This is a genomic window from Trinickia sp. HAY1-2D, from assembly GCF_056754935.1.
In genome coordinates this window covers 368,846-394,980 of the sequence record NZ_JBPGWX010000002.1, presented here as the reverse complement: position 1 = coordinate 394,980, position 26,135 = coordinate 368,846, and the positions used below count along the sequence as shown (strand labels likewise).

Sequence of the window (26,135 nt, the reverse complement as noted above, 5' to 3'; positions counted from 1 at the left end):
GCAACCGGCATCGCTTCCACGCGCGGCGAATGCGCGCCGCCCGTCAGCGGGGCAGCTCGGAGCTGCCCATCAGGTAGGCGTCGACAGAGCGTGCGCATTGCCGGCCCTCGCGAATCGCCCAGACGACGAGCGACTGCCCGCGACGCATATCGCCTGCGGCAAACACTTTGTCCGCCGACGTGTAGTAGGCGCGCTCGCCTTCCGTCGCCGCGCGCACATTGCCGCGCGCATCCTTCTCGACGCCGAGCGCTTCGAGCACGGGGGCGACGGGCTGCGTGAAGCCCATGGCCAGCAGCACGAGATCGGCCTTCAGTTCGAACTCCGAACCCGGCACTTCCTGCATCTTGCCGTCCTTCCATTCGACACGCGCCGCGATAAGCTTCTCGACCTTGCCGTTCTTGCCTTCGAGCCGCTTGGTCGCGACGGACCAGTCGCGCTCGCAACCCTCTTCGTGCGACGACGAAGACCGCAGCTTGACCGGCCAGTACGGCCAGACGAGCGGCTTGTTTTCGGTTTCTGGCGGCTGCGGCAGCAGCTCGAACTGGGTCACGCTCTTCGCGCCGTGACGATTCGAGGTGCCGACGCAGTCGGAACCCGTATCGCCGCCGCCGATCACGATGACGTGTTTGCCTTTCGCGCTGATCTGGTCCGCCACCTTGTCGCCGGCGTTGACCTTGTTCTGCTGCGGCAGAAACTCCATCGCGAAATGAACGCCGGCGAGTTCGCGCCCCGGTACCGGCAAATCGCGCGGCGTTTCGGAGCCACCGGCCACGACGATGGCGTCGAAGCGCTCTTTCAGCTCATCGGGCGTAATCGTCTCCTTGGCCGTATTGCCGATGTGAGACGGCAACGGGTCCTTGCCGATGAAGACATTGGCGCGGAACGTCACGCCCTCGGCTTCCATCTGGCGCATGCGGCGATCGATCAGCCACTTTTCGAGCTTGAAATCGGGAATGCCATAGCGCAGCAACCCGCCGATGCGATCGTTCTTTTCGAATACCGTCACGTCGTGCCCCACGCGAGCGAGCTGCTGCGCCGCCGCCAGGCCGGCCGGCCCGGAGCCGACCACGGCAACCTTCTTGCCGGTCTTTTTCTTCGGCGGCTGCGGCTCGACCCAACCCTCGGCCCAGGCCTTGTCGATGATCGCGTGCTCGATCGATTTGATGCCGACAGGATCCGCATTGATGCCGAGCGTGCAGGCCGCTTCGCACGGTGCCGGGCAGATACGTCCCGTGAACTCGGGGAAGTTGTCGGTCGAATGCAGGACTTCGATCGCCTGCCGCCAGTCCTGGCGATAAACGAGATCGTTGAAGTCGGGAATGATGTTGTTCACGGGGCAGCCGTTGTTGCAAAACGGAATGCCGCAGTCCATACACCGTGCGCCCTGAATCTTTGCGTCCTCGTCGCTGAGCGCGAGCACGAACTCCTTGTAATGCTTCAAACGCGCGAGCGGCGCTTCATACGCTTCGTGGAGGCGCTGATACTCGAGAAAACCGGTTGCCTTGCCCATGGGGTCTCTTCTCTAATCTTGGTCGTCGTACTCAATTCATCGTTCGGCGGGCCTCGCAACACGCGAGGCCCAAGCCTCCGAGCCTCATGCCGCAAGCGCTTCCTTGGCGGCCTTCTTCGCACCCAGTTCGCCCAGTGCGCGCTTGTACTCGGTCGGGAAGACCTTCACGAAATGGCGGCGCGAGGTATCCCATTCCTCGAGCAGCGACTTCGCGCGCGGCGAGCCGGTGAACTGGAAGTGGCGCTCGACGAGCCCCTTGAGCAACGCTTCGTCGGTGACGCCCGTATGCCAGAGCGCGCGATCGACGGTGCGCTCCTGCTCGGCCTGCTGCAGCACCGGCTCCAGCGCGACCATCGACTTGTTGCACTTGGCAGGGAACGTGCCGTCGGGATCGTAGACGAACGCCACGCCGCCCGACATGCCTGCCGCGAAGTTGCGGCCGGTTTCGCCCAACACGACCACGGTTCCGCCCGTCATGTATTCGCAGCCGTGATCGCCGGTGCCCTCGACGACGGCGCTCGCCCCCGAGTTACGCACGCAAAAACGCTCGCCCGCGACGCCGCGCAGATAGGCCTCGCCCTCGATCGCACCGTACATCACGGTGTTGCCGCAGATGATGTTTTCCTCGGACTTGCCGCGGAAATCGTTCGTCGGGCGAATGATGATGCGACCGCCGGAGAGGCCCTTGCCGACATAGTCGTTGCCGTCGCCGACGAGATCCAGCGTGACGCCGCGCGCGAGGAATGCACCGAAGCTCTGACCGGCCGTGCCTTTGAGCTGGATATGGATCGTATCGTCGGGCAGTCCGTCGTGACCGTGCTTCTTCGCGATCGTGCCCGAGAGCATCGCACCGACGCTGCGATTGACGTTGCGCACCGGCTGAATGAACGAGACGTGCTCGCCCTTGTCGATCGCGGCACGGGCCTTCTCGATCAGCGTGTGATCGAGCGCCTTCGCAAGGCCATGATCCTGCTCGTCGACATGGCGGCGCGCGATCTCCGCCGCCACGCGAGGCTGATAGAACACGTTCGAGAAATCGAGCCCTTTCGCCTTCCAGTGCTCGATGCCCTTTTTCATGTCGAGCAGGTCGGCACGGCCGATCAGGTCGTCGAACGTGCGAATGCCGAGCTGCGCCATGATTTCGCGCACCTCTTCAGCCACGAAGAAGAAGTAGTTGACGACATGCTCGGGCTGGCCCTGGAACTTCGCGCGCAGCACCGGATCCTGCGTCGCGACGCCGACCGGGCAGGTATTCAGATGGCACTTGCGCATCATGATGCAGCCCTCGACGACGAGCGGCGCCGTCGCGAAGCCGAATTCGTCGGCGCCGAGCAGCGCGCCGATCACGACGTCGCGGCCCGTCTTCATCTGGCCGTCGGCCTGCACGCGAATGCGCCCGCGCAGCCGGTTCAGCACGAGCGTCTGCTGGGTCTCGGCCAGCCCGAGTTCCCACGGCGTGCCGGCGTGCTTGACCGACGAAAGCGGCGATGCGCCCGTGCCGCCGTCATGGCCGGCGATCACGACGTGATCGGCTTTCGCCTTGGCCACACCCGCGGCGACCGTACCGACACCCACTTCCGATACGAGCTTGACCGAGATGCTCGCTGACGGGTTCGCGTTCTTCAGGTCGTGAATGAGCTGAGCCAGATCCTCGATCGAATAGATGTCATGGTGCGGCGGCGGCGAAATGAGACCCACGCCGGGCACCGAGTAACGCAGTTTGCCGATGTACTCGGAGACCTTGTGGCCGGGGAGCTGGCCGCCTTCGCCGGGCTTGGCGCCCTGCGCCATCTTGATCTGGATCTGGTCGGCCGATGCGAGATACTCCGCCGTCACGCCGAACCGGCCCGACGCGACCTGCTTGATCTTCGAGCGCAACGAGTCGCCATCCTTGAGCGGAATGTCGCGCACGACTTCCGGTCCGATCACCGAGGCGAGCGTATCGCCGTTCTTGATCGGGATGCCGCGCAGCTCGTTGCGATAGCGGTTCTCGTCTTCGCCGCCCTCGCCCGTGTTCGACTTGCCGCCGATGCGGTTCATCGCGACTGCAAGCGTTGCATGCGCCTCGGTGCTGATCGAGCCGAGCGACATGGCACCCGTGGCGAAGCGCTTGACGATGTCCTTGGCCGATTCGACTTCGTCGATCGGAATGGCCTTCGACGGGTCGACCTTGAACTCGAACAGCCCGCGGAACGTCATGTGACGGCGCGTCTGATCGTTGATCAGATGTGCGTACTCCTTGTAGGTCTGATACGAGTTGCTGCGTGTCGAATGCTGGAGCTTCGCGATCGCATCGGGGGTCCACATGTGATCTTCGCCGCGCACGCGATAGGCATACTCTCCGCCCGCGTCGAGCATGCCCGCGAGCACCGGGTTGTCGCCGAATGCGTCGCGATGCAGGCGAATGGCTTCCTCCGCCACGTCGAAAAGCCCGATGCCGCCCACCTTCGAAGCCGTGCCCTTGAAGTATTTCTCGACGATATCGCTCGCCAGGCCGACTGCCTCGAAAATCTGCGCACCCGTGTACGACATGTAGGTCGAGATGCCCATCTTCGACATGACCTTTTGCAGGCCCTTGCCGATCGCTTTCGTGAAGTTGTAGACGGCCTTCTCGGGCGAGAGATCGCCCTTCATGCCTTGCGCCATCTGCGCGAGCGTTTCCATCGCAAGGTACGGATGGACCGCTTCGGCACCGTAGCCGGCGAGCAGCGCGAAGTGATGCACCTCACGGGCCGAACCGGTCTCGACGACGAGACCCGTGCTCGTACGCAGCCCCTGCGTCACCAGATGCGTGTGAATGGCCGCCGTCGCGAGCAGCGCCGGAATGGCGACATTGTCGCGGTCCACGCGCCGATCGGACACGATCAGCATGTTGTAGCCCGACTTGACAGCGTCGACCGCCTCGGCGCAAAGCGAGGCGAGCCGCGCCTCGATGCCTTCCTTGCCCCAGGCCACCGGATAGCAGATGTTGAGCTCGTACGAGCTGAACTTGCCGCCCGTGTACTGATCGATCGCGCGGATTTTCGCGATGTCCTTGAAGTCGAGCACGGGCTGCGACACTTCAAGGCGCATCGGCGGGTTGATGTTGTTCGTGTCGAGCAGGTTCGGCTTCGGTCCGACGAACGATACCAGCGACATGACCATGTTCTCGCGGATCGGATCGATCGGCGGGTTCGTGACCTGCGCGAAGAGCTGCTTGAAATAGTGATAGAGCGTCTTGTTCTTGTTCGACATCACGGCGAGCGGCGAGTCGTTGCCCATCGAGCCGATCGCCTCCTCGCCCTGCTGCGCCATGGGCGCCATCAGGAACTTGACGTCTTCCTGCGTATAGCCGAACGCCTGCTGACGATCGAGCAGGGCCGCGGCCTCGCGGCGTTCCGTCGCCACGTCCTCGGGCTTCGGCTCGATCTCGTCGAGCTTGATGCGCACCGCGTCGATCCAGCTCTTGTAGGGCTTGGCGTTGGCGAGGTTGTCCTTGAGTTCCTTGTCGCCGATGATGCGGCCATGTTCCATGTCGATGAGGAACATCTTGCCCGGCTGTAGGCGCCACTTCTTGACGATCTTCGATTCGGGAATCGGCAACACGCCCGACTCCGACGCCATGATGACGAGGTCGTCCTCGGTGATGATGTAGCGCGCCGGACGCAATCCGTTACGGTCGAGCGTCGCGCCGATCTGCCGCCCATCGGTAAACGCAATCGCCGCCGGGCCGTCCCACGGCTCCATCATCGCCGCGTGGTACTCGTAGAATGCGCGCCGGTTCTCGTCCATCAGCGTGTGCTGTTCCCACGCTTCCGGAATCATCATCATCATGGCATGCACGAGCGGATAGCCCGCCATCACGAGCAGTTCGAGACAGTTGTCGAAAGACGCCGTGTCGGACTGGCCCGGATAGATCAGCGGCCAGAGCTTCGGCAGGTCGTCGCCGAGCACGGCGCTCGCAATCGCGCCGGTGCGCGCATTGAGCCAGTTGACGTTGCCCTTGACCGTGTTGATCTCGCCGTTGTGCGCGATCATCCGGTACGGGTGGGCAAGCTCCCACGCCGGGAACGTGTTCGTGGAGAAACGCTGGTGCACGAGCGCAAGCGCCGAGACGACCCGCTCGTCCTGAAGGTCGCGGTAGTAGACGCCGACCTGGCCCGCGAGCAGCAAGCCCTTGTAGACGACCGTGCGCGCCGACATCGACGGCACGAAGTATTCCTTGCCGTGCTTGAGCTTGAGCGCCTGGATACGGTGGCTCGCCGTTTTCCGAATGATGTAGAGCTTACGTTCAAGCGCATCGGTCACCATGATGTCGCGGCCACGCCCGATGAAGATCTGGCGGATGACGGGCTCCGTCGCCTTGACTGTCGGCGAGATCGGCATTGCGTGATCGACCGGCACGTCGCGCCAGCCGAGCACCACCTGCCCTTCCGCCTTGACGGTGCGCTCGAGCTCTTGCTCGCAAGCGAGCCGCGAGGCGTGCTCCTTGGGCAAAAAGATCATGCCGACGCCATACTCGCCCGCCGGCGGCAGCGTCACGCCCTGGCGAGCCATTTCCTCGCGATAAAAGGCGTCCGGCACCTGGATCAGAATGCCGGCGCCGTCGCCCATCAGCGCGTCGGCACCGACCGCGCCCCGATGATCGAGGTTCTCGAGAATCTTGAGCCCTTGCTGAATGATCTCGTGGCTCTTCCGACCCTTGATATGGGCGACAAAACCGACGCCGCAGGCATCGTGTTCGTTGCGCGGATCGTACAGACCCTGCGCGGCGGGGACCGAAAGAATCGGTTGCTGGTCGTTCATGGGGACACCGTCTATTGGGGGCCGGGCTTGGCCGTTCGCATAAGGGCTTCTCTCGGTTCTGGCGGCACGCGCACTGGGCGCCGCCGACGGGCATGCTGCCCTGAACCGCCGGAAATCGGAATATACGCGACGAATCAAAGGAATAGCAACAAAAATCGCTTGATATGGAACTAATTTGTGCGGCGCACTCGGATAGTGCCTTTTTATTAGTTCCATATCAAATCGGTGCAAAAGAAAACGGCATCTCCTGCCGTTCTCGCTTGCTTACGGCTTCGCCCCAGCCCGCCCCCGCTCAACTGCGGGCGGCCGATCGCCCCTGGCGCCAAGGATGGGGCGGCAACCAGCGCTACTGCTGCGCCTTATGCGGAGTGACTTCGCGGACCTTCCGGGGCCGGCCGCGCGGCAACGGTGAAACGCGGCGGTTCGCGGCGCGCGCGGCCCACTCCCGATAGGTGTCTCCGCCGAGCACCCACCCTTTCAACGTGGCCTGTTGAAGCTCGTTCGCCTCGCGCTCGTCGAGCGGCTGTTCGCACAGATCCTTGTACGCGCGCTGTCGCTCGAACGGCGTGTTGCCGAGCGACCAGTAAAGCGGGTGATCGGTGACGAGGCTATCGACGGTGAGTCCGATGTGATGCCGATAGCTGGACCATCGGTAATCTTCGGCCGCCGTGACGAGATGCTCGCGCACGGGGCAAAGTTCGATCACCCGGCTGGCGAGCAGAAAGTACCGCTCACCCTCGATGACCGTCGCCCGATAGCGCCCTTCCCACAATGTGCCGCGCCGCGAGTAGCGGCGATTGAAGTGTGCGACGTAGCGCCTGCCGACGGCCTGCATCGCCTTGGGCAAGCTCGATTCGTCGCTCGGCGTGACGAGCAGTTGAACCGCGCCTGGCATCAGCACATAAGCGTGAACCGCGAGGCGATGATCGCGCGACGCGGCTTTCAGGCAATCGACGAACAACTCGTAGTCCTGTTCGTCGACGAAGGCGGGCTGCTGATCGAGGCCGCGCAGTATGACGTGCTGCGGCTGTTCAGGGACGTAAAGACGTGCAAGCCGTGCCATGCTGGATTCCGTGAGTTCGTTGGTGAGTACCCGAAGGCGAAGCGCCGCGCAAGCGTTCGCAACGGCCGAATGCGACTGGTGCCGCGAGCACGCAACGCTTAGGGAGAATGCTCTAGCGCGCGCGCTTGGTTTGTGTGAAACCTTCTACTCATAATAGGCGGGCCTTTTATGGAGGAAGACATATGAAATTACAACAGGCCATCACGGGGGCGGTTGCGGCACTCGTATGCGCAACGGCTGCACACGCACAATCGGCCGGGACGTTCTACGCTGCAACGGGTTGGTTCCATTTCTCACCTCAATCTTCGAGCGATCCACTGCAGGTCGTCAGCATCGGCGGCGCCCCCGTGAACACACCGGTGGCAGGGACCGGCGCCTCGATCGACCAATCCGACACGCTTGGCCTGAGCGTAGGCTACTTCATCACGGATCACCTCGCAGCCGAGCTCGAAATCGGCGTCCCTCCCAAGTTCAACATCGAAGGGGCTGGCTCGTTCTCCCAGTTCGGCAAGCTTGGCAGCGCGCGCCAGTGGAGTCCCGCCCTGCTCGTCAAATGGAACTTCAGGAAGCCCGATGACAAGTTCCGCCCGTACCTCGGCGTCGGCGTGACGCGCGTCTGGTTCACCGACGCGCAAATCACCAACAGCACGTTCCAATCCGCCGTCTTGCACGGAGGTCCGACCTCCGTCTCGACGGATCGTTCCTGGGCGCCCGTTTTCAACGCCGGTTTCAATTACTCGTTCAACAAGCATTGGTTTGCAGGGGTGTCCGTGTCGTACATTCCGGTCAGCGTCACCGCCGACCTCACTACGACCAACGTCGGGCCATTTGGTTTGACTGCCCATACGCAAGCAAAGATCAAGCTCAACCCGATCGTCACCTTCGCGAAGATCGGCTACGCCTTTTAGCATAGTCCAATTCGACCCTTCGCTCGCAACGCCACCGGACCGGTGGCGTTGTAATTTCCACCGCCGGTATTGCACTGCGCTGACGTTTCTACCCGATTTTCGTCGCACCTTTGCCGCTTGGCCTGACAGCCGCGCGACCGGCGTACAAGGACGTTGCCCGGTCCGAGGCGGCTTGGCATCGAAGTTGCGGAACAAGGGCTTTCCCGCCATTCGAAACAGGAACGCGGGTACGTCCACCCCGTCAATCATGCTCACGGAGCGACCATGAACGCACTACCGAATACGCGAGACGCGCTCGATACATCATGGACGAGCGCCGGCCGTCATGCACGCCGTATCGCCCGGCATAGTCGAAACGCGGCCGAAGATATCGGCTCGGAAATGCGAGAACTGCTCTCCGAACTCGAAGAGACACTCGCCGACGGTACGCAGGCCGACGTCGCGCAACTGCGCGAACAAATGAAAAAACGTCTGGATGCGGCCCGCTCGCGGCTCGATGGCGCGCGAAATAACATTCGCGCCCGCGCTGCGACCGCCATTTCCGGTGCCAACGATTACGTACGCGAGAACCCGTGGGAGACGGTCGCCGTGGTCGGCGGCCTTGCTCTGATCACGGGCTGGTTGATGGCACGCTCGCGCTGAGGCAGGACACGCGCGAGACATCCGCCGGGGACTCGCGCGCCGGACCGCTTCGTTCAGTTGCGGTCGAAGAAATCCGCCCCGATCAAATCGATCCGGTCGGTGCAGATCGTATCGACTCCCCACTCGCCTAGCACGCGCGCGCGAGCCGGATCGTTCACCGTGTAGGCCAGGATGAAGAGCCCCGCGGACTTGATTTCGGCGACGAGCGCCGCATCGAGCTTGCGGTGATCCGCGTGTAGCGATACGCAACCGAGCGCCGCGGCGAGCGCGCGCCACTCGGCCGGCACGGCACCCACGAGCAACCCGCGCGGCAGCACGGCTACGGCATCGCGGGCGGCCGCCAGTGCTTGAATCGAAAACGACGACACGAGCGGCGGAGGCGAGGACTCGGCCCACAGCCTCGCCGCCTCGGCCGCGACGCGCCGCCCCGTTTCGATCTCGCGTCCCGGGCAGGGTTTGATCTCTATGTTTGCCATCAGCCCGTGGCGCGCGCAGCGCTCCGCCACCTGCGCCAGCGTCGGCATCGATTCGCCCGCGAAGCGCGCATCGCGCCAGCTGCCCGCATCGAGCGCGGCGATCCGAGCGTAGCTCATGCGCGCGGCGGCACCATGGCCATTGGAGGTTCGATCCACCGTGTCGTCGTGCAGCAGAAAGACCACGTCGTCTGCCGAGAGCTTCGCGTCGAACTCGATCATCCTGTGCCCAAGCGCAGCACCCGCGTCGACACCGGCGAGTGTGTTCTCGGGTGCGAGGGTCCCGCCACCGCGATGCGCGACGACGCGCGGATAAGGCCAACCGTTCAGTTCAGTCGTCATCTTCGTATTGCGTCTTCCGAGGCCAACATCATGCCGTCAACCGGCGCGTTTGCCGGTTTCGGGATCGAAAAAATGCAGGTGTTCGGACGGAAGCCCCACCGGCAAGATTTCGCCCGGTAGGGGACGGTCTGCATGGGGCAGCCGCACCGTGACATCGTGGCTGCCCCAGCGGCCACGCGCGAGGTTGTCCGCGCCGAGCAGCTCGCAGGAGTCCACCGCAAGACTCGCGCACGTTTGAGTGGCACGCGGCGCCATATGCTCCGGCCGGATGCCGAGCACCCACTCGCGCCCGCACGCAATGGCGCTGCCGATGGACGGATGCGCCGGAAGCGCGAGCACGGGGCCGCCGGCCACCTCGAAGGCCCGCCCGTCGTCCGAGAGCCGGCCCGACAGCAGATTCATCGCCGGCGAGCCGATAAAGCCGGCCACGAAAATGGTCGCCGGACGCTCGTAGACTTCCGTCGGCGCGCCGATCTGTTCGGCATATCCGCGGTTCATGACGATGACACGCTGAGCGAGCGTCATGGCCTCGACCTGATCATGCGTGACGTAAAGGCTCGTCGTGGCGAGGCGGGCATGCAGCCGCTGGATCTCCAGCCGCATCTGTACCCTGAGCTTCGCATCGAGATTCGAGAGCGGCTCGTCGAAAAGAAACACCGACGGCTCGCGCACGATCGCGCGCCCCATGGCGACACGTTGCCGCTGCCCGCCCGAAAGCTCGCGCGGCTTGCGCCCCAGAAGAGGGTCCAACTCGAGTATCTTCGCCGCCGCGGCGACACGAGTATCGATGTCAGCCCGCGCGAGCCCGCGGATCGTCAGGCCGTACGCCATGTTCTCGCGTACGCTCATATGCGGATAAAGCGCGTAGTTCTGGAACACCATCGCGATATCGCGGTCCTTCGGCTCGAGGTCGTTGACGACGCGCTCGCCAATGGCGATCTGCCCTTCGGACACGCGCTCGAGCCCCGCGACCATGCGCAACAGCGTCGACTTCCCGCAGCCGGACGGCCCCACGAGCACGACGAATTCACCGTCGGACACGTCCACGTCGATGCCGTGCAGCACGAACTGCTTTCCGTCGTAGGTCTTGCGAACGCCTCTCAAACTCAACGCAGCCATGGTCCCTCGCTGATGTGACACTCCGTTATCCCCGCCGTCATCGGCATCGCACTATTTCTCCGCATCGACGAGCCCCCGCACGAACCACCGCTGCATCGCGATCACGACCACGAGCGGCGGCAACATCGCAAGCAGCGTCGCCGCCATGACGAGATGCCATTCGGTCGCCGTGTCGCCCTGTCCTATCATGGTTTTGATGCCGACCACAGCCGTCGTCATCGATGGCTCGCTCGAGACGAGAATCGGCCAAAGATACTGATTCCAGCCGTAGATGAACGTGATGACGAAAAGCGCCGCGATGTTCGTTTTCGACAGCGGCAACACCACGTCGCGAAAAAAGCGCAACGGGCCAGCGCCATCGATGCGCGCCGCGTCCATCAGTTCATCCGGCAGTGTCATGAAGAACTGCCGAAACAGAAACGTCGCGGTGGCGGAGGCGATCAACGGCAGCGTCAACCCCGCGTAGCTATTGATGAGGTGAAGCGACGAAGCCACGTGCACGGTCGGAAAAATCCGCACCTCGACCGGCAGCATGAGCGTCACGAAGATGAGCCAGAACGCCGTATTGCGAAACGGGAAACGGAAAAAGACGATCGCGTACGCCGAGATGATCGACACAGCGATTTTCCCGAGCGAGATAGCCAGTGCCATGATGAGCGAGTTGAACAGCATGCGGCCGAACGGGCTCGCGGCATCGCCGGCCCCATGGCTCCAGACATGGACGATGTTCTCGATGAAGTGCGTGCTCGGCAAGAGCGAAAGCGGCACGGAAAAAACTTGCTGCTCGTTCATCGACGCCGCGCAAAACGCGACATAGACCGGGAACGCGATCAGCGCCACGCCCAGGATCAGGACGGCATGGCAAAAAAGATCGAAGCCTCTGCGATTTTCGATCATGAGTATTGAACCTTGCGTTCGATGAAACGGAATTGAACGACGGTCAGCCCTACGACGATCACCATCAGCACCACCGACTGCGCGCCGGAGCTGCCCATATCGAGCCCCTGGAAGCCTTCGATGAAAATCTTGTAGATCAGCGTTTTCGTCGACTGCGCGGGGCCCCCGCCCGTCGCGGCGTCGATTACGGGGAACGTGTCGAAGAATGCGTAGACGAGATTGACGACGAAAAGAAAAAACGAGGTCGGCGATAAAAGCGGCAAGGCGATGCCGAAGAATCGGCGTACCGGACCCGCGCCGTCGATCGCAGCCGCTTCGATCAGTGAACGCGGTATCGCCTGCAGGCCCGCGTAAAAGAACAGGAAGTTATAGCTGACCTGCTTCCAGACCGATGCCAGAACGACGAGAAACATCGCCTGCCCACCGTTGATCGCGTGATTCCAGACGATGCCGGCCTTCGCCAGCGCGAAGGTAACGAGGCCGATGCTGGGGTTGAACAGGAACGCCCATAGCACGGCCGCGATGGCCGGCGCGACGGCATACGGCCAGATCAGCAGCGTGCGGTAGGTCCGTGCACCGCGGGTGACGCGGTCGGCGCACGCCGCGAGCAAGAGCGAGACGAGGAGACCGATCACCGTGACGAGGGTGCTGAAGACGATCGTCGTCTTGAATGAACCGAGATAAAGCGGATCGGCAAACAGGTGCTGGAAGTTGCCGAGACCGACGAACTCGCTCGATGTGCCGAACGCATCCTGCATTTGCGTGGACTGCCACAGCGCCTCGCCGGCCGGCCAGAGAAAGAAGATTGCGGTGATGGCCAACTGCGGCGCGATCAGCAGATAGGGCAGTGGGCTCGTGGGAAAGCGGGAACGTTCGTACATGGCGCGTCGCTCGATTAAGGCGCGGCGCCGCCGCCCATGCGGGCCCGGCGGCCAAGCGCATCCAGCTGGGAAAGACGTTCGGTCCGCAGTGCCCGCGCTGCCACCGACCGCGAGTATCGCGGCTCCCGGCAGCGCGGCGATGCGCGAACCCGTGCGTCAGGTACCGGACTTTTCGAAGCGGCGCAACAACTCGTCGCCGCGCGAAACGGCCGAATCGAGCGCCTCTTTCGGAGTCTTCTTTTGCGCCCAGACCTGCTCGAGTTCCTCGTCGACGATCGTGCGGATTTGCGGCATGTTGCCGAGACGCAAACCCTTCGTGTACGGCAGCGGCGGCTTGTTCAGCATTTGCTTGATCGCCGTGTCCGCACCGGGGTTCTTCGCGTAAAAGCCTTGCTGCTGCGTTTCCTCGTAAGCCGCCTTGGTCACCGGCAGGTAGCCGGTGTCCTGATGCCATTTTGCGGCGACCGCGGGCGAGCTCAGATAAGCGAGGAATTTGGCAACGCCCTTATACGTGTTCGCGTCCTTGCCGGACAGCACCCAGAGGCTTGCCCCGCCGATGATCGCGTTTTGCGGCGCACCCTTGACTCCCGCGTCGTACGGCATCATGCCCGTGCCGAATTGAAACTTCGCGTACTTGCGAATCGACGCCAACGAGCCCGAGGAGCTCGTCAAAATCCCGCAATCGCCGCTGTAGAACTTCGACATCGCTTCGTCCTTGCGGCCCGCATACGTGAAGGTGCCGTCCTTGGCCATCTTCTGCAGAAATGCGATGTGCGCGATCTGCTGCGGGCCGTTGAATTCGAGCTTGGCGTCAGTACCGTCGAAACCGTTATTGCGGGTCGCGAACGGCAGTCCATGCCACGCGCTGTAGTTTTCGAGCTGGACCCATCCCTGCCATCCCGTCGTGAAGCCGCAGGACATGCCCGAAGCCTTGAGCTTGGCCGCGTCCGCGGCCACTTCGTCCCACGTCTTCGGTGGTTGGCTCGCATCGAGCCCGGCCTTCTTGAACGCATCCTGGTTGTAGTACAGCACCGGCGTCGAGCTGTTGAAGGGCATCGAAACGAGCTCGCCTGTCTTCGCATCGCTGTAGTAGCTCGCGATCGTCGGCACGAACGCCGATTGATCGAGCGGTACGCCAGCCTGCTTGAAGACCTCGGTCACCGGGACGATCGCCTTTTTCGCCTGCATCATCGTGGCCGTGCCGACTTCATAGACCTGGAGGATCGCCGGAGCATTGCCGCTGCGATAAGCCGCGATGCCGGCCGCCAGCGTCTGATCGTACGAACCCTTGTATGCCGGCACGATCTTGTAGTCGCTCTGGGAAGCATTGAAATCCGCGGCGATCTGATTCACCCGTTCGCCCAGCGCGGCCTCCATCGCGTGCCAGAACTGAATCTCCGTTGCCGCGAAAACGCCCTGACTCACGCCCGCGAAGAGCGCAACCCCGATTGCCGCAGAACGGACCAGCGTTTTATATCCCTTCATGTCTTCTCCTCTCCGTAGTGGACGCAACATCGCGCCGGTCGGAGATGAAATCGATTTCAGCTCCAACCGGGCGAGCAGTTTAGTTATCGTTTATGACAAACAGACGTTGGTACTCCTTGAGCGCATAGCGATCCGTCATGCCGGCGATGTAATGCGCGATCAGCCGCGGCTGAAGGGCTGGATCTTCGGCAACGTAATCGGGCGGCAAGAGGCGCGGATCTTCGGTGAACGCATCGAAAAGGCCGGTGATGACACGACGCGCCTTGTTCGCCATGCGCATGACGCGATAGTGCCGGTACAGGTTCTTGAACAGAAAGCGCTTAAGCTCGACCGCTTGAGCCGCAATGGCGCTGCTGTGCGCCACGAGCGATGGGGCCGCGCGCACGGCGTCGAGCGAATCGGGGCAGTGCCCGGCAAGGTTGGCGCGCGTCGTCTCGATCAAGTCGACGATCAGCGTGTTGATAATGCGGCGCACCGTTTCGTGCACGAGGCGGCGCCCTTCGAGTTCGGGATGCGCGTGCCTGGCCTCTTCGTAATGCCGATGCCAAAGCTCGACTTCCGCGAGTTGGCCGATCGTGAGCAGGCCGGAACGCAGCCCGTCGTCGACATCGTGATTGTTGTACGCGATCTCGTCGGCAATATTGGCGATCTGAGCCTCGAGCGACGGCCGCTTGCCCGTCAGAAAACGCTCTCCGAGCTCACCGAGGTTCAATGCGTTTTCGCGCGAGCAATGCTTGAGAATGCCTTCCCGGGTCTCGAAGCAGAGGTTCAGGCCGTTGAAGCCGCCGTAATGCTCCTCGAGCTCGTCGACGACCGCCAGGCTTTGCAGATTGTGCTCGAAGCCGCCGTGCGCACGCATGCAATCGTTGAGCGCATCCTGCCCGGCATGGCCGAACGGCGTGTGACCGAGATCGTGAGCGAGCGAAATCGCTTCGACGAGATCCTCGTTGACGCGCAGGTTGCGCGCCACGGAGCGCGCGATCTGTGCCACTTCGAGACTGTGCGTCAGCCGTGTGCGGAACAGATCGCCTTCGTGATTGACGAAGACCTGGGTCTTGTATTCGAGACGGCGAAACGCCGTCGAGTGAACGATGCGGTCCCGGTCGCGCTGGAACTCGGTGCGCGCGAGCGGCGCCGATTCCGCGTAGCGGCGGCCCCGCGAGCGCGCCGAATGGGCGGCATAAGGCGCCAGATGCGCTTCGAGCATTTCGACCGTGGGTGCGCCCCAAACGGATGAAACCGCTTGTGAGCCGCGCTCGCCCGGCGCAGCGCCAGGCGATCGGTCATGCGTCGGGTTCTGCTCCACATGTCCCCCTTTCGAATCGGCGCGCTGCGCCGGACGTCCGCGCTCGCTTCAGACGTTGGCCGCGAGCGTCTCGCGCAATACGTTTTCCGGCACGCCAGTCATGAAAGGCCCGCCGATGCGTGCCAGCAATACGAATTTGATTTGTCCCGCCTCAGTCTTCTTGTCGACTTTCATCGATTCGATATAGCGATCGTCACCCAGTTGCGGCCCACGCACCGGCAGCCGTGCTGCCGCCACGACGGCGACGAGGCGCCGGCGTGCGGCTTCATCGAGCCGGCCAATGCGTACCGACAAGTCCGCCGCCATCACCATCCCGCAGCCAACGGCCTCGCCATGTAACCACTGCCCATAGCCGAGACCCGCTTCGATGGCATGACCGAACGTATGGCCGAAGTTCAGGATCGCGCGCAACCCGCCCTCTCGCTCGTCGGCCGCGACGACGGACGCCTTGATCTCGCAGCAACGTTTGACCGCACGGGCGAGCGCGTCTTCGTCGCAGCGGTTGAGCGCGTCGATATTGGCCTCGATCCAGTCGAAAAAACCGGCATCGGCAATCGCCGCCGTCTTGATGACTTCCGCCATGCCGGCCGCGAGTTCACGCTCCGGCAGCGTGCGCAGCGTGCCGATATCGGCAATGACGGCAAGCGGCTGATAGAACGCGCCGATCATGTTCTTGCCCAGCGGATGATTGATGCCGGTCTTGCCCCCGACGGAAGAATCGACTTGCGAAAGCAGGGTTGTTGGCACCTGGATGAACGGCACTCCTCGCATATAACAGGCGGCCGCGAAACCGGTCATATCACCGACGACGCCGCCGCCGAGCGCGATCAGCGTCGTCTTGCGGTCCGCACGGGCTTCGAGCAGCCCATCGAAGATGCGATTGAGCGTTTCCCAATGCTTGTAGGATTCGCCGTCCGGCAGCACGACCGTCGACACTTCTTTGCCGAGCGGGGCGAGCGCGGCGCGCAGCTGCGCGCCGAAGAGCGGCTCCACCGTCGTGTTCGTGACGATCATGACCGATGCGCCGGCAATATGCGGCGCGAACAGTTCAGTGCGGCCGATCAGATCGGCCCCGATGTGAATGGGGTAGCTACGTTCGCCCAGATCGACGTTAACGGTAATCATGTGTTTGCCTGCCGGGTGATACCGGCCATTTCGAGTTGCATGAGGACCATATTGACCAATCCGTTGACCGACGGGCGCCCTGTCTCCACCACGAAATGCGCGCACTCCCGGTAAAGCGGGTCTCGCACCGCATAAAGCGCTTCGAGCTTCGCTTTAGGATCCTCCGTCTGCAACAGCGGCCGGTTTTTGTCCTTGCGAGTCCGCAGCCAGAGATCGTGCGGATGGGCCCGAAGATAGACGACGATACCGCGGCTGTGCAAAAGTGCGCGATTTTCCGGACGCAGGACCGCCCCGCCGCCCGTCGCGAGGACGATCGCCTCGCGCCCGGTCAGCTCCGCTATGACGTGAGCCTCGCGGTCTCGAAAGCCGGCCTCGCCCTCGAGCTCGAAAATCACCGGGATTCGCGCCCCGGTACGCGCTTCGATTTCGTGATCGGAGTCGAAAAACGGCCGATCGAGCCGGCGCGCGACCGCACGGCCCACAGTGGTCTTACCCGCCCCCATGAGCCCGACGAAGAAAATGCTGGTGTTTGCGCCCTGCTCTTGCAACAGTACCCTCTGATCAATTCGGATGTGGTTCGTGGCGCAGCTTACTGGCAAAGGCGCCGGCTTGTCGAGTCGCCCACGGGGGCGCAGCCGGCCGCCCCGGCGCCTCAATCGATCGAAACGATGCGCGGCGTAATGAAAACGACCAGTTCGCTGGCATGCTCGCGCTGCGTCCGATGGCGAAAAAACGCGCCCAAAACCGGTATTTTGCCCAACAGCGGCACGCGCGTCACATCGTCGCGATCGCGATTCTCGTAGATTCCGCCGATCGATACGGTGCCGCCATCCTCGACTTCGACACGCGTTCGCACATGTTTCGTGTCGATCGCGAGCCCCGCGGCCGTCGCCTCCCCGACACTGTCCTTCGCAATATCGAGGTCCAGGATCACGCGGCCATTCGGCGTAATCTGCGGCTCGACCTCGAGTTTGAGCGTCGCACGGCGAAACTGGATGCCTGACACGCCGTTGCGCACCTTCGCCTGGTAGGGCAGCTCCTTGCCTTGTTCGACGACCGCCTTCATGCGATCCGCCGTGACGATACGCGGGCTCGACACGATTTCGCCCCGCCCCTCGGCCTCGAGCGCACTCAACTCGGCCGTTACGAGACCCGTGGCGCGCGCCGCGAAAAGCGTAAGCCCCGCCGTGGCGGCATCGAAGCCCGCCAGCGCTTGCGCGGACAAGTCATGCACGAGCCCGTTGCGATCGCCCGAGAACCCAATGACATCGTCGCTCGCTGCCCTGCCTGGGCCGCGCACGGAAAGGCGCGCGCCGAGATCGCGCGAGAAACCCCGCACGCCCTCCACGATACGCGCTTCGATCAGCACTTGCCGGCTCGGCTTGTCGATCGCCGCGACGAGCTCAGCGACCTGTGCCAGCCGAGCCTCCAGATCAGTGACGAAAAGCAGATTGGTTCGGGCATCGGCCATCGCCGCGCCGCGCTTCGAGAGCACCCGCTGGCTGCCCGAAGCTGTCAGAAGCCGCTGCACGTCCTCGGCCCGAGGATAACGCAGCGCGAACGTGCGGCTCGCCAGCGGCTCCAGATCCGCCGCGCGGGCATGGGCCTCGAAGCGCAATCGCTCGCGAGCGGCCAGCTCGGCAACCGGGGCCACCCATATCACGTTGTCGCGCCGGATCATGGCCAGCCCATTGGCGTCCAGTAGCGTATCGAAGGCGCTGCGCCACGGCACGGCGTCGAGAAAAAGCGATACGTTGCCGTGTACACGGCCGCTCGCCACGATGTTCAGGCCGGTGAACCGGGCGAACGCGTCGAATACGTCGGCGAGCCGCGCGTCGCGAAAATGCAGCGTGATGGGTTGGCCATCCCCGTCTTCGCGCCCGCCACGGCGCTGCATACCATCGCTCATTCGCTGGGGCGGACCGAGCGGCACCGGCGGCCCCTCGAGTCGATTCGCCCCATCGTCGGAGGCGCGCTCCGGTGCGCGTCTGCCCGCGGTCTCGTCGGCGTTACGTGATGAAGTACCGTTAGCCTCGGGCGCATCGCCGCTGTCCGCGTCGCGCGCGTCGCCATGGTCCGCAAGCTCCCCTGTGCCGATGTCCTCATCGTGCTCGGCCGCCGTACCGCGGGCGTCGATGTCCGACAGCGTGCCGCGATCGGCATCGAGCCCGCCTTCGGCAGGCCATGCGCCTTGGGTTGGCATTCCGGGCGGAAGCGGCGGCAGTACCGGTAAGCGCGCAAAGGCCGGAGCACTCGTCAGCAAGATAACGGCGACCATTGCAAGACGTGCGCAGCGCGACGTCATGACCCCGCTCCGATCGCCAACACGCGCGTACCCGTTTGGTGAGCCAGCGTGATGCTGGCCGATCCGATCCGCATCAGTCGTTCATTGCCGAGCATTTGACCGGGCAGATAGACGGCGCCTTGGCCATCCGCCTCGATGAGTGCGAGCGCACGGGCGCCGTCGATCATGAGGCCAGTCAGTCGCAGCTCGGATGCCGGGCTGGGCACGGCTGCCGGCGACGCCCGGAACGGATCGCCGGACGGGCCCCCGAGCTCGCCTGCATGCGACGCCGGTACGCTGGGCAGCGAGTCGTGGACCTCGAGCTCAGCCTGGAGGAGAAGCCCGTGTGCGCCGTGTTCCAGTTTGAGCTCAGCCGGCACCACCAGTACCGGCAACGTCGAAAGCGCGCTCAGGAACGCGACGAAGGAAGCGAAGCTGGATTTTGCCGCCAACCTGACGACATGCCCTGCTTGCTCGCCGCCTGCCGCGCGCTCGCCCGGTTCCACCGATTGCAGCGCCATACCGCTGCGCTCAGCCAGCGCGGCAATGGACTGCCAGGCCGTCGGCCGCATTCCGTCCGAGGGGCCTACCGGCGCGGGCAAGCCCTGCACGGCCTGCCGCAACTCAGGCAATGCCGAGGCTTTCGAGCGCGCATCGTCGAGGCGATGCGCCAATGCGGCGAGCGCAGCACTGTCGGTCGTGTCGCTCCGATCGTGGCGCAACGCTCGGCAGCCCTGCACGGCCAGCGCAAACGCAACGCTTGCAACAGCGACGGCCATCAGTAGCCGATGCGATCCGCCCCACCGTTCGGGCATCGAAACGAGCGTGCGGCACCACTCGCCCAGTTCCGAAGGGCGCGGCATCCCGACCGGGCGGCCGAATGTGCGCAGCAGCCCCGACGGCGAAGTCCGCATGCGTTCGAACAGACTCATCGTCGCCCCCGTTCGAAGGCGTGCGGCTCGGAAGCCTGCGCCTGGACATCCGCGCCGTTCACCGCCAGCCGCGCGAGGAACGCGACCGTCCCGTGACCCGCGCCGCTGCCTGAGCCGAGGCGCAGGTCCGCGAGCTCGGCCGCGCGGATGCCCGGGACACGCCCAAGCCGCTCGAGTAGAAGCGCGGGCATTGCGGTGTCCACCGCACTCGCCGCGATCTCGATGCCGCGGCTGCTCAAATGCAGTCGCTCGAGCACGATACCGGCTACAGGCTCGCGACGCAGTACATCGGCGACGCCCCACAGCGCATCGCGCGGGCGCGCGAGCATGCGTGAGCGCTCGCTGCGCGCACGCATGCTCGCCTGTACGCGCTCGAGCCGCCGATATTCCGCGAGCGGCGCCGCCAATTCGGCGAGATCGGCTTCGAGCCGATGACGCGAACGCTCGGCGCGCTCCTGCGCAAACGAATCTGTCGCACTCCAGATCAGCGCGGCTGCCACGCCCGCGAGACCGGCTGCCGCGCATTCGCGCAAAACGCGCCCGCGTAGCCTGCGCGCGTCGCGCTGCCGATGCGGCAGCAGATTGAAGCCCCCCACATGCAGTCCGACCGCACGTCCGGAGCGATCGACGAGGACCCGGGCGATCATTGCTCGACCCCGCCCAACGCGAGCCCATAAGCAACGGCGAACCCGGGCTCGTGCGCGCGTGAAAGCGACGAGCCCGGCGCCAGAAACGGAGCGCATGCGAATGGCAACGCGAGACACCCTAGCAGATCGCCGATATCGGCAAGCGCAAGACTGTCGCGCGCAAGCGCATCGAGGTCGCCGCCCGCCACGGCACACGCGAGCGCGTGCGGCCCTGCGAGTTCGTGCAACATGTCAGGCAAGCCCCGGCGTTGCAACGCCGGACAACACGCATGCGCCTCGATGGTGCTGCCGCGAATGCGCCAGCCGTAGACGCCGTCGTCGCCGGCCCAGAGCGCGGCGAAGGACTCCATGCCCCTCAGCGCGGGCGCCGCGGTTCGAACGAGCGCGCGCAAAGCCGCGGCCGGCTCGCTATCGACCGCAACCAGTGCGATACCCGCACCCGCGGCCGCCTCGATGCGCGCTTCGAGGTGAGCGCGGGCCGTCGCAGCGATCGTCAGATGCGAGGCGCTCCCGGCGCCGGCTTCCACCTGTACGCAATCGGAAGCGGCACTGCGCTCCACGCGCCAATCGACAGCCAACGCCTCGCGCTCGATGCCCGCAATGCGCTCCGCGTGTGCGCGCGCCGCGCTTTCGAGCGGATCGGCAACTCCAGTACCTCGCGCGCCGGGGAGCCCCGCGCGCAACTGCGGCAACGGCATCGAGGCAATCCATGTGAGGCTGCCCGGCACGGCCATGGCCGCCGGCAGCGCACGGACCGTGCATGCGGCGGGCCACCGGCCCAGAAGTGCCGCAAGCGCCGCGGCGATGGCGCGAACATCGGCGATATGTCCGCTCGCCATTGCCGAGCTCGGAAGCGGCTCCGCACCAAGCCATTCGACGCGCGACGCGGCCAAAGGCCGAATACACCGGCTGACCACGACGAGCCTCAATTCGCGTTCGCTCAGATCGATGCCGGCGGCGAACCGGCGCATCGCGGGCATCCATCGCGTTTCGATCAGCATCATTTCTCCTTGCGGCAGCGATGCGGCACGCGCGTGCAGCGCTCGCCTCGGTTGAGATGGAGAAATGGTGCCGGCCCACGTATCGTCTGAACATTCGACCGAACGGCCAGGCCAAGGCCTATCGCCCCCGCCCGTGCCTGCCGGCTATGCCGTTAAGCCAATCGAAAGCCCGTCCCGACCGGTGGCTATAATGATGGGTTCCTCTGGACAGCTCTTTTATGCAGCCCCTCGATCCTCCGCCGCCTGCGGCTGAACCGCCGCGCCCGCCCACCCGGCGTTGGGCCCGTATTGCGATGAAGACGCTCGCCGTACTCGCTGGCCTGGCTGCCGCCGGCGTGCTGTGCGTCGGCCTCGTGCTGGGCTATGGCTGGCTCGTCGCGCGTCAGCGCTTGCCGTCGATCGCGGCGCTCACCGATTACCGTCCGAAAATCCCGCTGCGGATCTATACGGCGGACCACGTACTGATCGGCGAATTCGGCGAGGAGCGGCGCGACGTCGTCCATATAGCCGAGGTTCCCCGCTACATGAAGCAGGCGATACTCGCCATCGAAGACGCCCGCTTTTACGATCATGGCGGTGTCGATCTTGCGGGCATCGCACGCGCGAGCCTCGCCGCGCTCAGCAACGGGCATGCGACGCAAGGCGCGAGCACGATCACCATGCAAGTGGCGCGCAACTTCTTCCTGTCGAGCGAGAAGACGTTCACGCGCAAGATCTACGAGATGATGCTGGCTTACAAGATCGAGCAGGAACTGACAAAAGATCAGATCCTCGAGGTCTATATGAATCAGATCTACCTCGGCCAGCGCGCATACGGTTTCGCCTCGGCCGCGCGGATCTACTTCGGCAAGGACCTGCGTCAGGTCACACTCGCTGAGGCCGCCATGCTGGCCGGGCTGCCGAAAGCGCCGTCGGCGTACAACCCGGTCGTCAATCCGGCCCGCGCCAAAGTCCGTCAGCAATACATCTTGCAACGCATGCTCGAGCTCGGCGACATCACGCAAGCTCAATACGATGCAGCCGTCGACGAGCCGCTCGTCGTCGCGAAAACGACCGTGCAGCAATTCAGCGTGCATGCCGAGTACGTCGCGGAGATGGTCCGGCAGGCCATGTATGCGCAATATCGCGACGAAGCGTATACGCGCGGGCTCAATGTCGTGACGACGATCGATTCGGCCGATCAGGCCAACGCATACCGCGCATTGCGCCGCGGCTTGATGAGCTACGACGCCCGGCGCGGCTATCGCGGCCCGGAGGGCTTCATCGACCTACCGGCTGCGGGCAGCGCACGCGAGCAGGCCATCACCGATGCACTCGCGAGCCACCCCGACAACGGCGATGTGGCGGCAGCGGTGGTCGTCTCGGCCACGCCTCGCGAAGTCCACGCCATGCTCGCCAATACGAGCACCGTCACCATCACGGGCGAAGGATTGCGCTTTGCCGCGCCCGCGCTCGGCACGAAGAGCTCGCAGGCCGCCCGCATTCGCCCCGGCGCGATCGTGCGGGTCATGAAACGCGACGACGGACAGTGGGCGATCGTCCAGCTGCCGCAAGTGGAAGGCGCGTTCATTTCGATCGCGCCCGCGGATGGCGCGATACGCTCGCTCGTCGGCGGCTTCGACTTCAACAAGAACAAGTTCAATCACGTCACACAGGCATGGCGCCAGCCCGGCTCGAGCTTCAAGCCGTTCATCTACTCGGCGTCGCTCGACAAGGGGCTCGGGCCCGCAACGATGATCAACGACGCGCCGCTCTTTTTCAGCGCGGCGCAAACGGGCGGCACGCCTTGGGAGCCCAAGAACTATGGCGGCGGATTCGACGGCCCGATGACGATGCGCACGGCGCTGCAAAAGTCGCGCAATCTCGTGTCGATCCGTATCCTCGCGCATATCGGCACGCATTACGCACAAGACTACATCACCCGTTTCGGGTTCGATGCCGAGCGGCACCCCGCCTACCTGCCGATGGCGCTCGGGGCGGGACTCGTGACGCCGCTGCAGATGGCCGGCGCGTACTCGGTCTTCGCCAACGGCGGCTATCGCGTCAATCCCTATCTGATTGCCGAAGTCACAGATCCTCAAGGCATCGTGCTCGCCCGCGCGCAACCGATCGTCGCCGAGCAAAACGCGCCGCGCGCCGTCAACGAAGCCAACGCCTACGTCATGAACAGCTTGCTGCAAAGCGTGGCGCAGCGCGGCACAGGGGCCAAGTCGAACCAGCTCGGACGCAAGGATCTGGCGGGCAAGACAGGTACCACCAACGAATCGCGCGACGCCTGGTTCGCCGGCTACCAGCACACGCTCGCGGCCATCGCCTGGGTCGGCTATGACAATCCGCGCAGCTTGGGCGACCGCGAGACCGGCGGCGGCGTCGCACTGCCGATCTGGATGGACTACATGCGCGAAGCACTCAAGGGTGTGCCGCCGTACGAGATGCCGATGCCCTCGGATGTGGTGACGCTCGGCGGCGAGCTCTACATCGACGGATTCGAACCGGGTCAGGCTTTCGTCGCGTCAGTCGGTGTGCCGCAAGCCGCGCAGGAGGGAGAAGCCGGATCTGAAACCGCCGCGGCATCGGATGCTCCGCCGGGCGCGGCGCCCGCCGCGGGTGCCGCCGACGAAGGGCAGCGTGTCATGAATCTGCTGGACGGCCACTGATACGGGCGACGACAAGACAAGGCCGCCACGACTCACCGCCCTTAGCCGCCTATCCGTTCGCGCGAGCGGCGGGAGCCCGATTCGTCGCGCTCAGCGGGCGGCGAATCTGACCGGCTCACCGGCCTGCTGCGTCGCATAGTCGGAAAGTGCGGCATAGAACTCCGTGCCGTTGCGCGTATCGCGCCACTCGCCGTCGATATACCTGAAGTGAAAACCGCCGGCCTTGGCCGCGATCCAGACTTCCTGCATCGGCGGCTGCAGGTTGACGATGATCTTCGATCCGTTCTCGAATTCGAGCGTGAGGACGTTGCCGTTACGCTCAGCCTCGATGTCGGCATCGATATCGTCGAGTGCCGCTTCGACGGCGGCCAGCACGGCCTCCGCGCGGCTCAGGTAGTCACTGTCGCTCATGCTAAACTCCGGCGCTTAAACCTATTCACAGGCCAATTCAAAGACAGTCATGCGAGTCGTCTTCAGGATGAGCGCGATTGTAGCGGCTTTGGCCGTTGCGACAAGCGTGTCGATAGCGGGATGCGGGCAGCGCGGGCCGCTTTATTTGCCGAGCGTCCCCCCGCTGCCGCCCAAACCCGTCGAGCATACCGAGCCGTCCTCCGAACGCACGCCCGCCGCGTTGCCCGAGCCCGACGCGCAGAAAGCGCCGGACGATTCGGCATCGAAACCGTTGATGCTCGCACCGGCCGACCAACTCGGCGGCGCGGCTTCCGGCGTGCGCGCTCCGTCGCCCGCAAGCGCCGCCTCGGATGCTGCCCCAGGCGCCAACCAGTAATACACCGATCCCACTCGTCGCATGTCAGATTCCGCCTTTCATTACGTCGATGGCGTGTTGCACGCCGAAGGCGTCGGCACCGTCTCGCTCGCCGAGCAGTTCGGCACGCCGCTTTACGTCTATTCGCGCGCCGCGCTCACCTCGGCTTACGAAGCCTATGCCCGCGCCTGCGTCGGCCGTCGTGCCGCGATTCATGTGGCGGTCAAGGCCAATAGCAATCTTGCCGTACTGAATGTCTTCGCGCGGCTCGGCGCAGGCTTCGACATAGTCTCGGGCGGCGAGTTGGCCCGCGTCCTCGCCGCCGGCGGCGATGCCGCAAACGTCGTTTTTTCGGGTGTCGGCAAAAGTGTCGGAGAAATCCGCGAAGCGCTCGCGGCCGGCGTGAAGTGCTTCAACGTCGAATCGATCCCGGAACTCGATCGTCTGGATGCGGTGGCGGGCGAACTCGGCATGAAGGCACCGGTGTCGCTGCGCGTGAATCCCGATGTCGATCCGAAGACGCATCCGTACATCTCGACGGGGCTCAAGGCGAACAAGTTCGGTGTGGCGTTCGACGATGCCGTCGCCACCTACCGACGCGCCGCGGCCATGCCGAACCTCGAAGTGATCGGCATCGATTGCCACATCGGTTCGCAGATCACCGAAATCGCGCCCTACCTGGACGCGCTCGACAAGCTGCTGGAGCTCGTCGAGGCGATCGAAGCCGATGGCATTGCGATTCGTCATATCGACGTCGGGGGCGGCCTCGGCATCCGGTACGACGATGAAACCCCTCCCGATACGACCGTTTTCGTGCGCACGCTGCTCGATCGTATCGATGCGCGCGGACACGGGCATCGAGAGGTGTTCTTCGAGCCCGGCCGCTCGGTGACCGGCAACGCGGGCGTATTGCTCACGCGGGTCGAATTTCTGAAATCAGGCGCCGAAAAGAACTTCGCGATCGTCGATGCCGCGATGAACGATCTGGCGCGCCCCGCGATGTATCAGGCGTTTCACGCGATCGAGCCCGTCGTTCGGCGCAGCGATGCGCCATGCGTCTACGATGTCGTCGGCCCCGTGTGCGAAAGCGGCGACTGGCTCGGGCGCGACCGTGCACTGGCTGTTGCGCCGGGCGATTTGCTCGCGATTCGCTCGGCCGGGGCATATGGTTTCGTGATGAGTTCGAACTACAACACGCGGCCACGCGCGGCGGAAGTGATGGTGGATGCCGGCCATGCGTATCTGGTTCGCGCACGCGAGACCGTCCAGGCGCTTTTCAGCTCCGAGACGGTGCTTCCGCGTTAAAGGCTGA

Annotated in this window: 21 protein-coding genes and 1 pseudogene; 5 read left to right on the top strand and 17 right to left on the bottom strand. The window is 64.3% G+C overall.

What is annotated here, in order from left to right:
* Positions 1-43: 43 nt before the first annotated feature.
* The 3 genes from ACR9ZC_RS08800 to ACR9ZC_RS08790 form a co-directional block, all read right to left on the bottom strand.
* Positions 44-1,510, bottom strand: coding sequence for a glutamate synthase subunit beta (locus ACR9ZC_RS08800; protein WP_481579997.1), 1,467 nt, complete (start codon positions 1,508-1,510; stop codon positions 44-46).
* An 84-nt stretch (positions 1,511-1,594) separates the two neighbouring features.
* The gene (locus ACR9ZC_RS08795; RefSeq protein ID WP_440560097.1) at positions 1,595-6,295 is read right to left on the bottom strand and encodes a glutamate synthase-related protein; all 4,701 of its coding nucleotides are present in this window, start codon (positions 6,293-6,295) and stop codon (positions 1,595-1,597) included.
* Positions 6,296-6,641: 346 nt separating this feature from the next.
* A complete protein-coding gene (locus tag ACR9ZC_RS08790) occupies positions 6,642-7,358 on the bottom strand; it encodes a transposase (RefSeq protein WP_331568843.1) in 717 nt (238 codons plus the stop codon).
* 182 nt (positions 7,359-7,540) lie between these two features.
* Here ACR9ZC_RS08790 and ACR9ZC_RS08785 point away from each other — a divergent pair, with 182 nt between their 5' ends.
* Both ACR9ZC_RS08785 and ACR9ZC_RS08780 read left to right on the top strand, forming a co-directional pair.
* Positions 7,541-8,266 carry an OmpW/AlkL family protein gene (locus tag ACR9ZC_RS08785; protein WP_481579996.1) on the top strand — a complete coding sequence of 242 codons (726 nt, stop codon included), beginning with the start codon at positions 7,541-7,543 and terminating at the stop codon, positions 8,264-8,266.
* Positions 8,267-8,530: 264 nt separating this feature from the next.
* Positions 8,531-8,908 carry an ElaB/YgaM/YqjD family protein gene (locus ACR9ZC_RS08780; RefSeq protein WP_481579995.1) on the top strand — a complete coding sequence of 126 codons (378 nt, stop codon included), beginning with the start codon at positions 8,531-8,533 and terminating at the stop codon, positions 8,906-8,908.
* Positions 8,909-8,961: 53 nt separating this feature from the next.
* On the opposite strand, the gene ugpQ is transcribed toward ACR9ZC_RS08780, so the two are convergent.
* From ugpQ to ACR9ZC_RS08720, 12 genes are all read right to left on the bottom strand, one after another.
* A complete protein-coding gene (ugpQ, locus tag ACR9ZC_RS08775) occupies positions 8,962-9,723 on the bottom strand; it encodes a glycerophosphodiester phosphodiesterase (RefSeq protein WP_481579994.1) in 762 nt (253 codons plus the stop codon).
* A 36-nt stretch (positions 9,724-9,759) separates the two neighbouring features.
* Positions 9,760-10,842, bottom strand: coding sequence for a sn-glycerol-3-phosphate import ATP-binding protein UgpC (locus tag ACR9ZC_RS08770; protein ID WP_481579993.1), 1,083 nt, complete (start codon positions 10,840-10,842; stop codon positions 9,760-9,762).
* Between the two features lie 51 nt (positions 10,843-10,893).
* On the bottom strand, positions 10,894-11,739 hold the full coding sequence (gene ugpE, locus ACR9ZC_RS08765; RefSeq protein ID WP_481579992.1) for a sn-glycerol-3-phosphate ABC transporter permease UgpE: 846 nt from the start codon (positions 11,737-11,739) through the stop codon (positions 10,894-10,896).
* A complete protein-coding gene (ugpA, locus tag ACR9ZC_RS08760; protein ID WP_481579991.1) occupies positions 11,736-12,620 on the bottom strand; it encodes a sn-glycerol-3-phosphate ABC transporter permease UgpA in 885 nt (294 codons plus the stop codon). The genes ugpE and ugpA overlap by 4 nt, the downstream gene beginning before the upstream one ends.
* Positions 12,621-12,776: 156 nt before the next feature.
* Positions 12,777-14,105, bottom strand: coding sequence for a sn-glycerol-3-phosphate ABC transporter substrate-binding protein UgpB (gene ugpB, locus ACR9ZC_RS08755; protein WP_481579990.1), 1,329 nt, complete (start codon positions 14,103-14,105; stop codon positions 12,777-12,779).
* A 79-nt stretch (positions 14,106-14,184) separates the two neighbouring features.
* Positions 14,185-15,411 carry a deoxyguanosinetriphosphate triphosphohydrolase gene (locus ACR9ZC_RS08750; protein ID WP_481579989.1) on the bottom strand — a complete coding sequence of 409 codons (1,227 nt, stop codon included), beginning with the start codon at positions 15,409-15,411 and terminating at the stop codon, positions 14,185-14,187.
* Between the two features lie 48 nt (positions 15,412-15,459).
* On the bottom strand, positions 15,460-16,536 hold the full coding sequence (gene aroB, locus ACR9ZC_RS08745; protein WP_481579988.1) for a 3-dehydroquinate synthase: 1,077 nt from the start codon (positions 16,534-16,536) through the stop codon (positions 15,460-15,462).
* A complete protein-coding gene (locus ACR9ZC_RS08740) occupies positions 16,533-17,039 on the bottom strand; it encodes a shikimate kinase (protein ID WP_481582625.1) in 507 nt (168 codons plus the stop codon). Before ACR9ZC_RS08740 ends, aroB begins: the two co-directional genes overlap by 4 nt.
* A 149-nt stretch (positions 17,040-17,188) precedes the next feature.
* The gene (locus ACR9ZC_RS08735; RefSeq protein ID WP_481579987.1) at positions 17,189-18,841 is read right to left on the bottom strand and encodes a type IV pilus secretin PilQ; all 1,653 of its coding nucleotides are present in this window, start codon (positions 18,839-18,841) and stop codon (positions 17,189-17,191) included.
* Entirely contained in the window at positions 18,838-19,752 is a 915-nt protein-coding gene (locus ACR9ZC_RS08730; RefSeq protein WP_481579986.1) for a hypothetical protein, read from the bottom strand. Before ACR9ZC_RS08730 ends, ACR9ZC_RS08735 begins: the two co-directional genes overlap by 4 nt.
* A complete protein-coding gene (locus ACR9ZC_RS08725; RefSeq protein ID WP_481579985.1) occupies positions 19,749-20,399 on the bottom strand; it encodes a hypothetical protein in 651 nt (216 codons plus the stop codon). Before ACR9ZC_RS08725 ends, ACR9ZC_RS08730 begins: the two co-directional genes overlap by 4 nt.
* Positions 20,396-21,403 carry a type IV pilus biogenesis protein PilM gene (locus ACR9ZC_RS08720; RefSeq protein WP_481579984.1) on the bottom strand — a complete coding sequence of 336 codons (1,008 nt, stop codon included), beginning with the start codon at positions 21,401-21,403 and terminating at the stop codon, positions 20,396-20,398. Before ACR9ZC_RS08720 ends, ACR9ZC_RS08725 begins: the two co-directional genes overlap by 4 nt.
* A gap of 215 nt (positions 21,404-21,618) precedes the next feature.
* Between ACR9ZC_RS08720 and ACR9ZC_RS08715 the strand changes: the two genes are divergently transcribed.
* Positions 21,619-24,057, top strand: a complete 2,439-nt coding sequence (locus ACR9ZC_RS08715) for a penicillin-binding protein 1A (protein ID WP_481579983.1) — start codon at positions 21,619-21,621, stop codon at positions 24,055-24,057.
* 90 nt (positions 24,058-24,147) lie between these two features.
* Here ACR9ZC_RS08715 and cyaY read toward each other — a convergent pair whose 3' ends face one another.
* Positions 24,148-24,468, bottom strand: a complete 321-nt coding sequence (gene cyaY, locus ACR9ZC_RS08710; RefSeq protein WP_173256864.1) for an iron donor protein CyaY — start codon at positions 24,466-24,468, stop codon at positions 24,148-24,150.
* 49 nt (positions 24,469-24,517) lie between these two features.
* Here cyaY and ACR9ZC_RS08705 point away from each other — a divergent pair.
* Positions 24,518-24,589 (top strand): annotated as a pseudogene (locus ACR9ZC_RS08705) (hypothetical protein); the annotation flags it as partial.
* 20 nt (positions 24,590-24,609) lie between these two features.
* Here the strand turns inward: ACR9ZC_RS08705 and ACR9ZC_RS08700 are convergent.
* Entirely contained in the window at positions 24,610-24,867 is a 258-nt protein-coding gene (locus ACR9ZC_RS08700) for a hypothetical protein (RefSeq protein WP_481582784.1), read from the bottom strand.
* Between ACR9ZC_RS08700 and lysA the strand changes: the two genes are divergently transcribed.
* A complete protein-coding gene (gene lysA, locus ACR9ZC_RS08695; RefSeq protein WP_481579982.1) occupies positions 24,866-26,128 on the top strand; it encodes a diaminopimelate decarboxylase in 1,263 nt (420 codons plus the stop codon). The two genes, ACR9ZC_RS08700 and lysA, sit on opposite strands and share 2 nt — an antisense overlap.
* Positions 26,129-26,135: the final 7 nt, after the last annotated feature.

Bases quoted from the DNA above. Each gene is read 5' to 3' on its own strand.
- ACR9ZC_RS08800 (WP_481579997.1), bottom strand. From the start codon at position 1,510: ATGGGCAAGGCAACCGGTTTTCTCGAGTATCAGCGCCTCCACGAAGCG.
- ACR9ZC_RS08795 (WP_440560097.1), bottom strand. From the start codon at position 6,295: ATGAACGACCAGCAACCGATTCTTTCGGTCCCCGCCGCGCAGGGTCTG.
- ACR9ZC_RS08790 (WP_331568843.1), bottom strand. From the start codon at position 7,358: ATGGCACGGCTTGCACGTCTTTACGTCCCTGAACAGCCGCAGCACGTC.
- ACR9ZC_RS08785 (WP_481579996.1), top strand. From the start codon at position 7,541: ATGAAATTACAACAGGCCATCACGGGGGCGGTTGCGGCACTCGTATGC.
- ACR9ZC_RS08780 (WP_481579995.1), top strand. From the start codon at position 8,531: ATGAACGCACTACCGAATACGCGAGACGCGCTCGATACATCATGGACG.
- ugpQ (WP_481579994.1), bottom strand. From the start codon at position 9,723: ATGACGACTGAACTGAACGGTTGGCCTTATCCGCGCGTCGTCGCGCAT.
- ACR9ZC_RS08770 (WP_481579993.1), bottom strand. From the start codon at position 10,842: ATGGCTGCGTTGAGTTTGAGAGGCGTTCGCAAGACCTACGACGGAAAG.
- ugpE (WP_481579992.1), bottom strand. From the start codon at position 11,739: ATGATCGAAAATCGCAGAGGCTTCGATCTTTTTTGCCATGCCGTCCTG.
- ugpA (WP_481579991.1), bottom strand. From the start codon at position 12,620: ATGTACGAACGTTCCCGCTTTCCCACGAGCCCACTGCCCTATCTGCTG.
- ugpB (WP_481579990.1), bottom strand. From the start codon at position 14,105: ATGAAGGGATATAAAACGCTGGTCCGTTCTGCGGCAATCGGGGTTGCG.
- aroB (WP_481579988.1), bottom strand. From the start codon at position 16,536: ATGATTACCGTTAACGTCGATCTGGGCGAACGTAGCTACCCCATTCAC.
- ACR9ZC_RS08740 (WP_481582625.1), bottom strand. From the start codon at position 17,039: ATGGGGGCGGGTAAGACCACTGTGGGCCGTGCGGTCGCGCGCCGGCTC.
- ACR9ZC_RS08735 (WP_481579987.1), bottom strand. From the start codon at position 18,841: ATGACGTCGCGCTGCGCACGTCTTGCAATGGTCGCCGTTATCTTGCTG.
- ACR9ZC_RS08730 (WP_481579986.1), bottom strand. From the start codon at position 19,752: ATGAGTCTGTTCGAACGCATGCGGACTTCGCCGTCGGGGCTGCTGCGC.
- ACR9ZC_RS08725 (WP_481579985.1), bottom strand. From the start codon at position 20,399: ATGATCGCCCGGGTCCTCGTCGATCGCTCCGGACGTGCGGTCGGACTG.
- ACR9ZC_RS08720 (WP_481579984.1), bottom strand. From the start codon at position 21,403: ATGATGCTGATCGAAACGCGATGGATGCCCGCGATGCGCCGGTTCGCC.
- ACR9ZC_RS08715 (WP_481579983.1), top strand. From the start codon at position 21,619: ATGCAGCCCCTCGATCCTCCGCCGCCTGCGGCTGAACCGCCGCGCCCG.
- cyaY (WP_173256864.1), bottom strand. From the start codon at position 24,468: ATGAGCGACAGTGACTACCTGAGCCGCGCGGAGGCCGTGCTGGCCGCC.
- lysA (WP_481579982.1), top strand. From the start codon at position 24,866: ATGTCAGATTCCGCCTTTCATTACGTCGATGGCGTGTTGCACGCCGAA.
- ACR9ZC_RS08700 (WP_481582784.1), bottom strand. From the start codon at position 24,867: ATGCGACGAGTGGGATCGGTGTATTACTGGTTGGCGCCTGGGGCAGCA.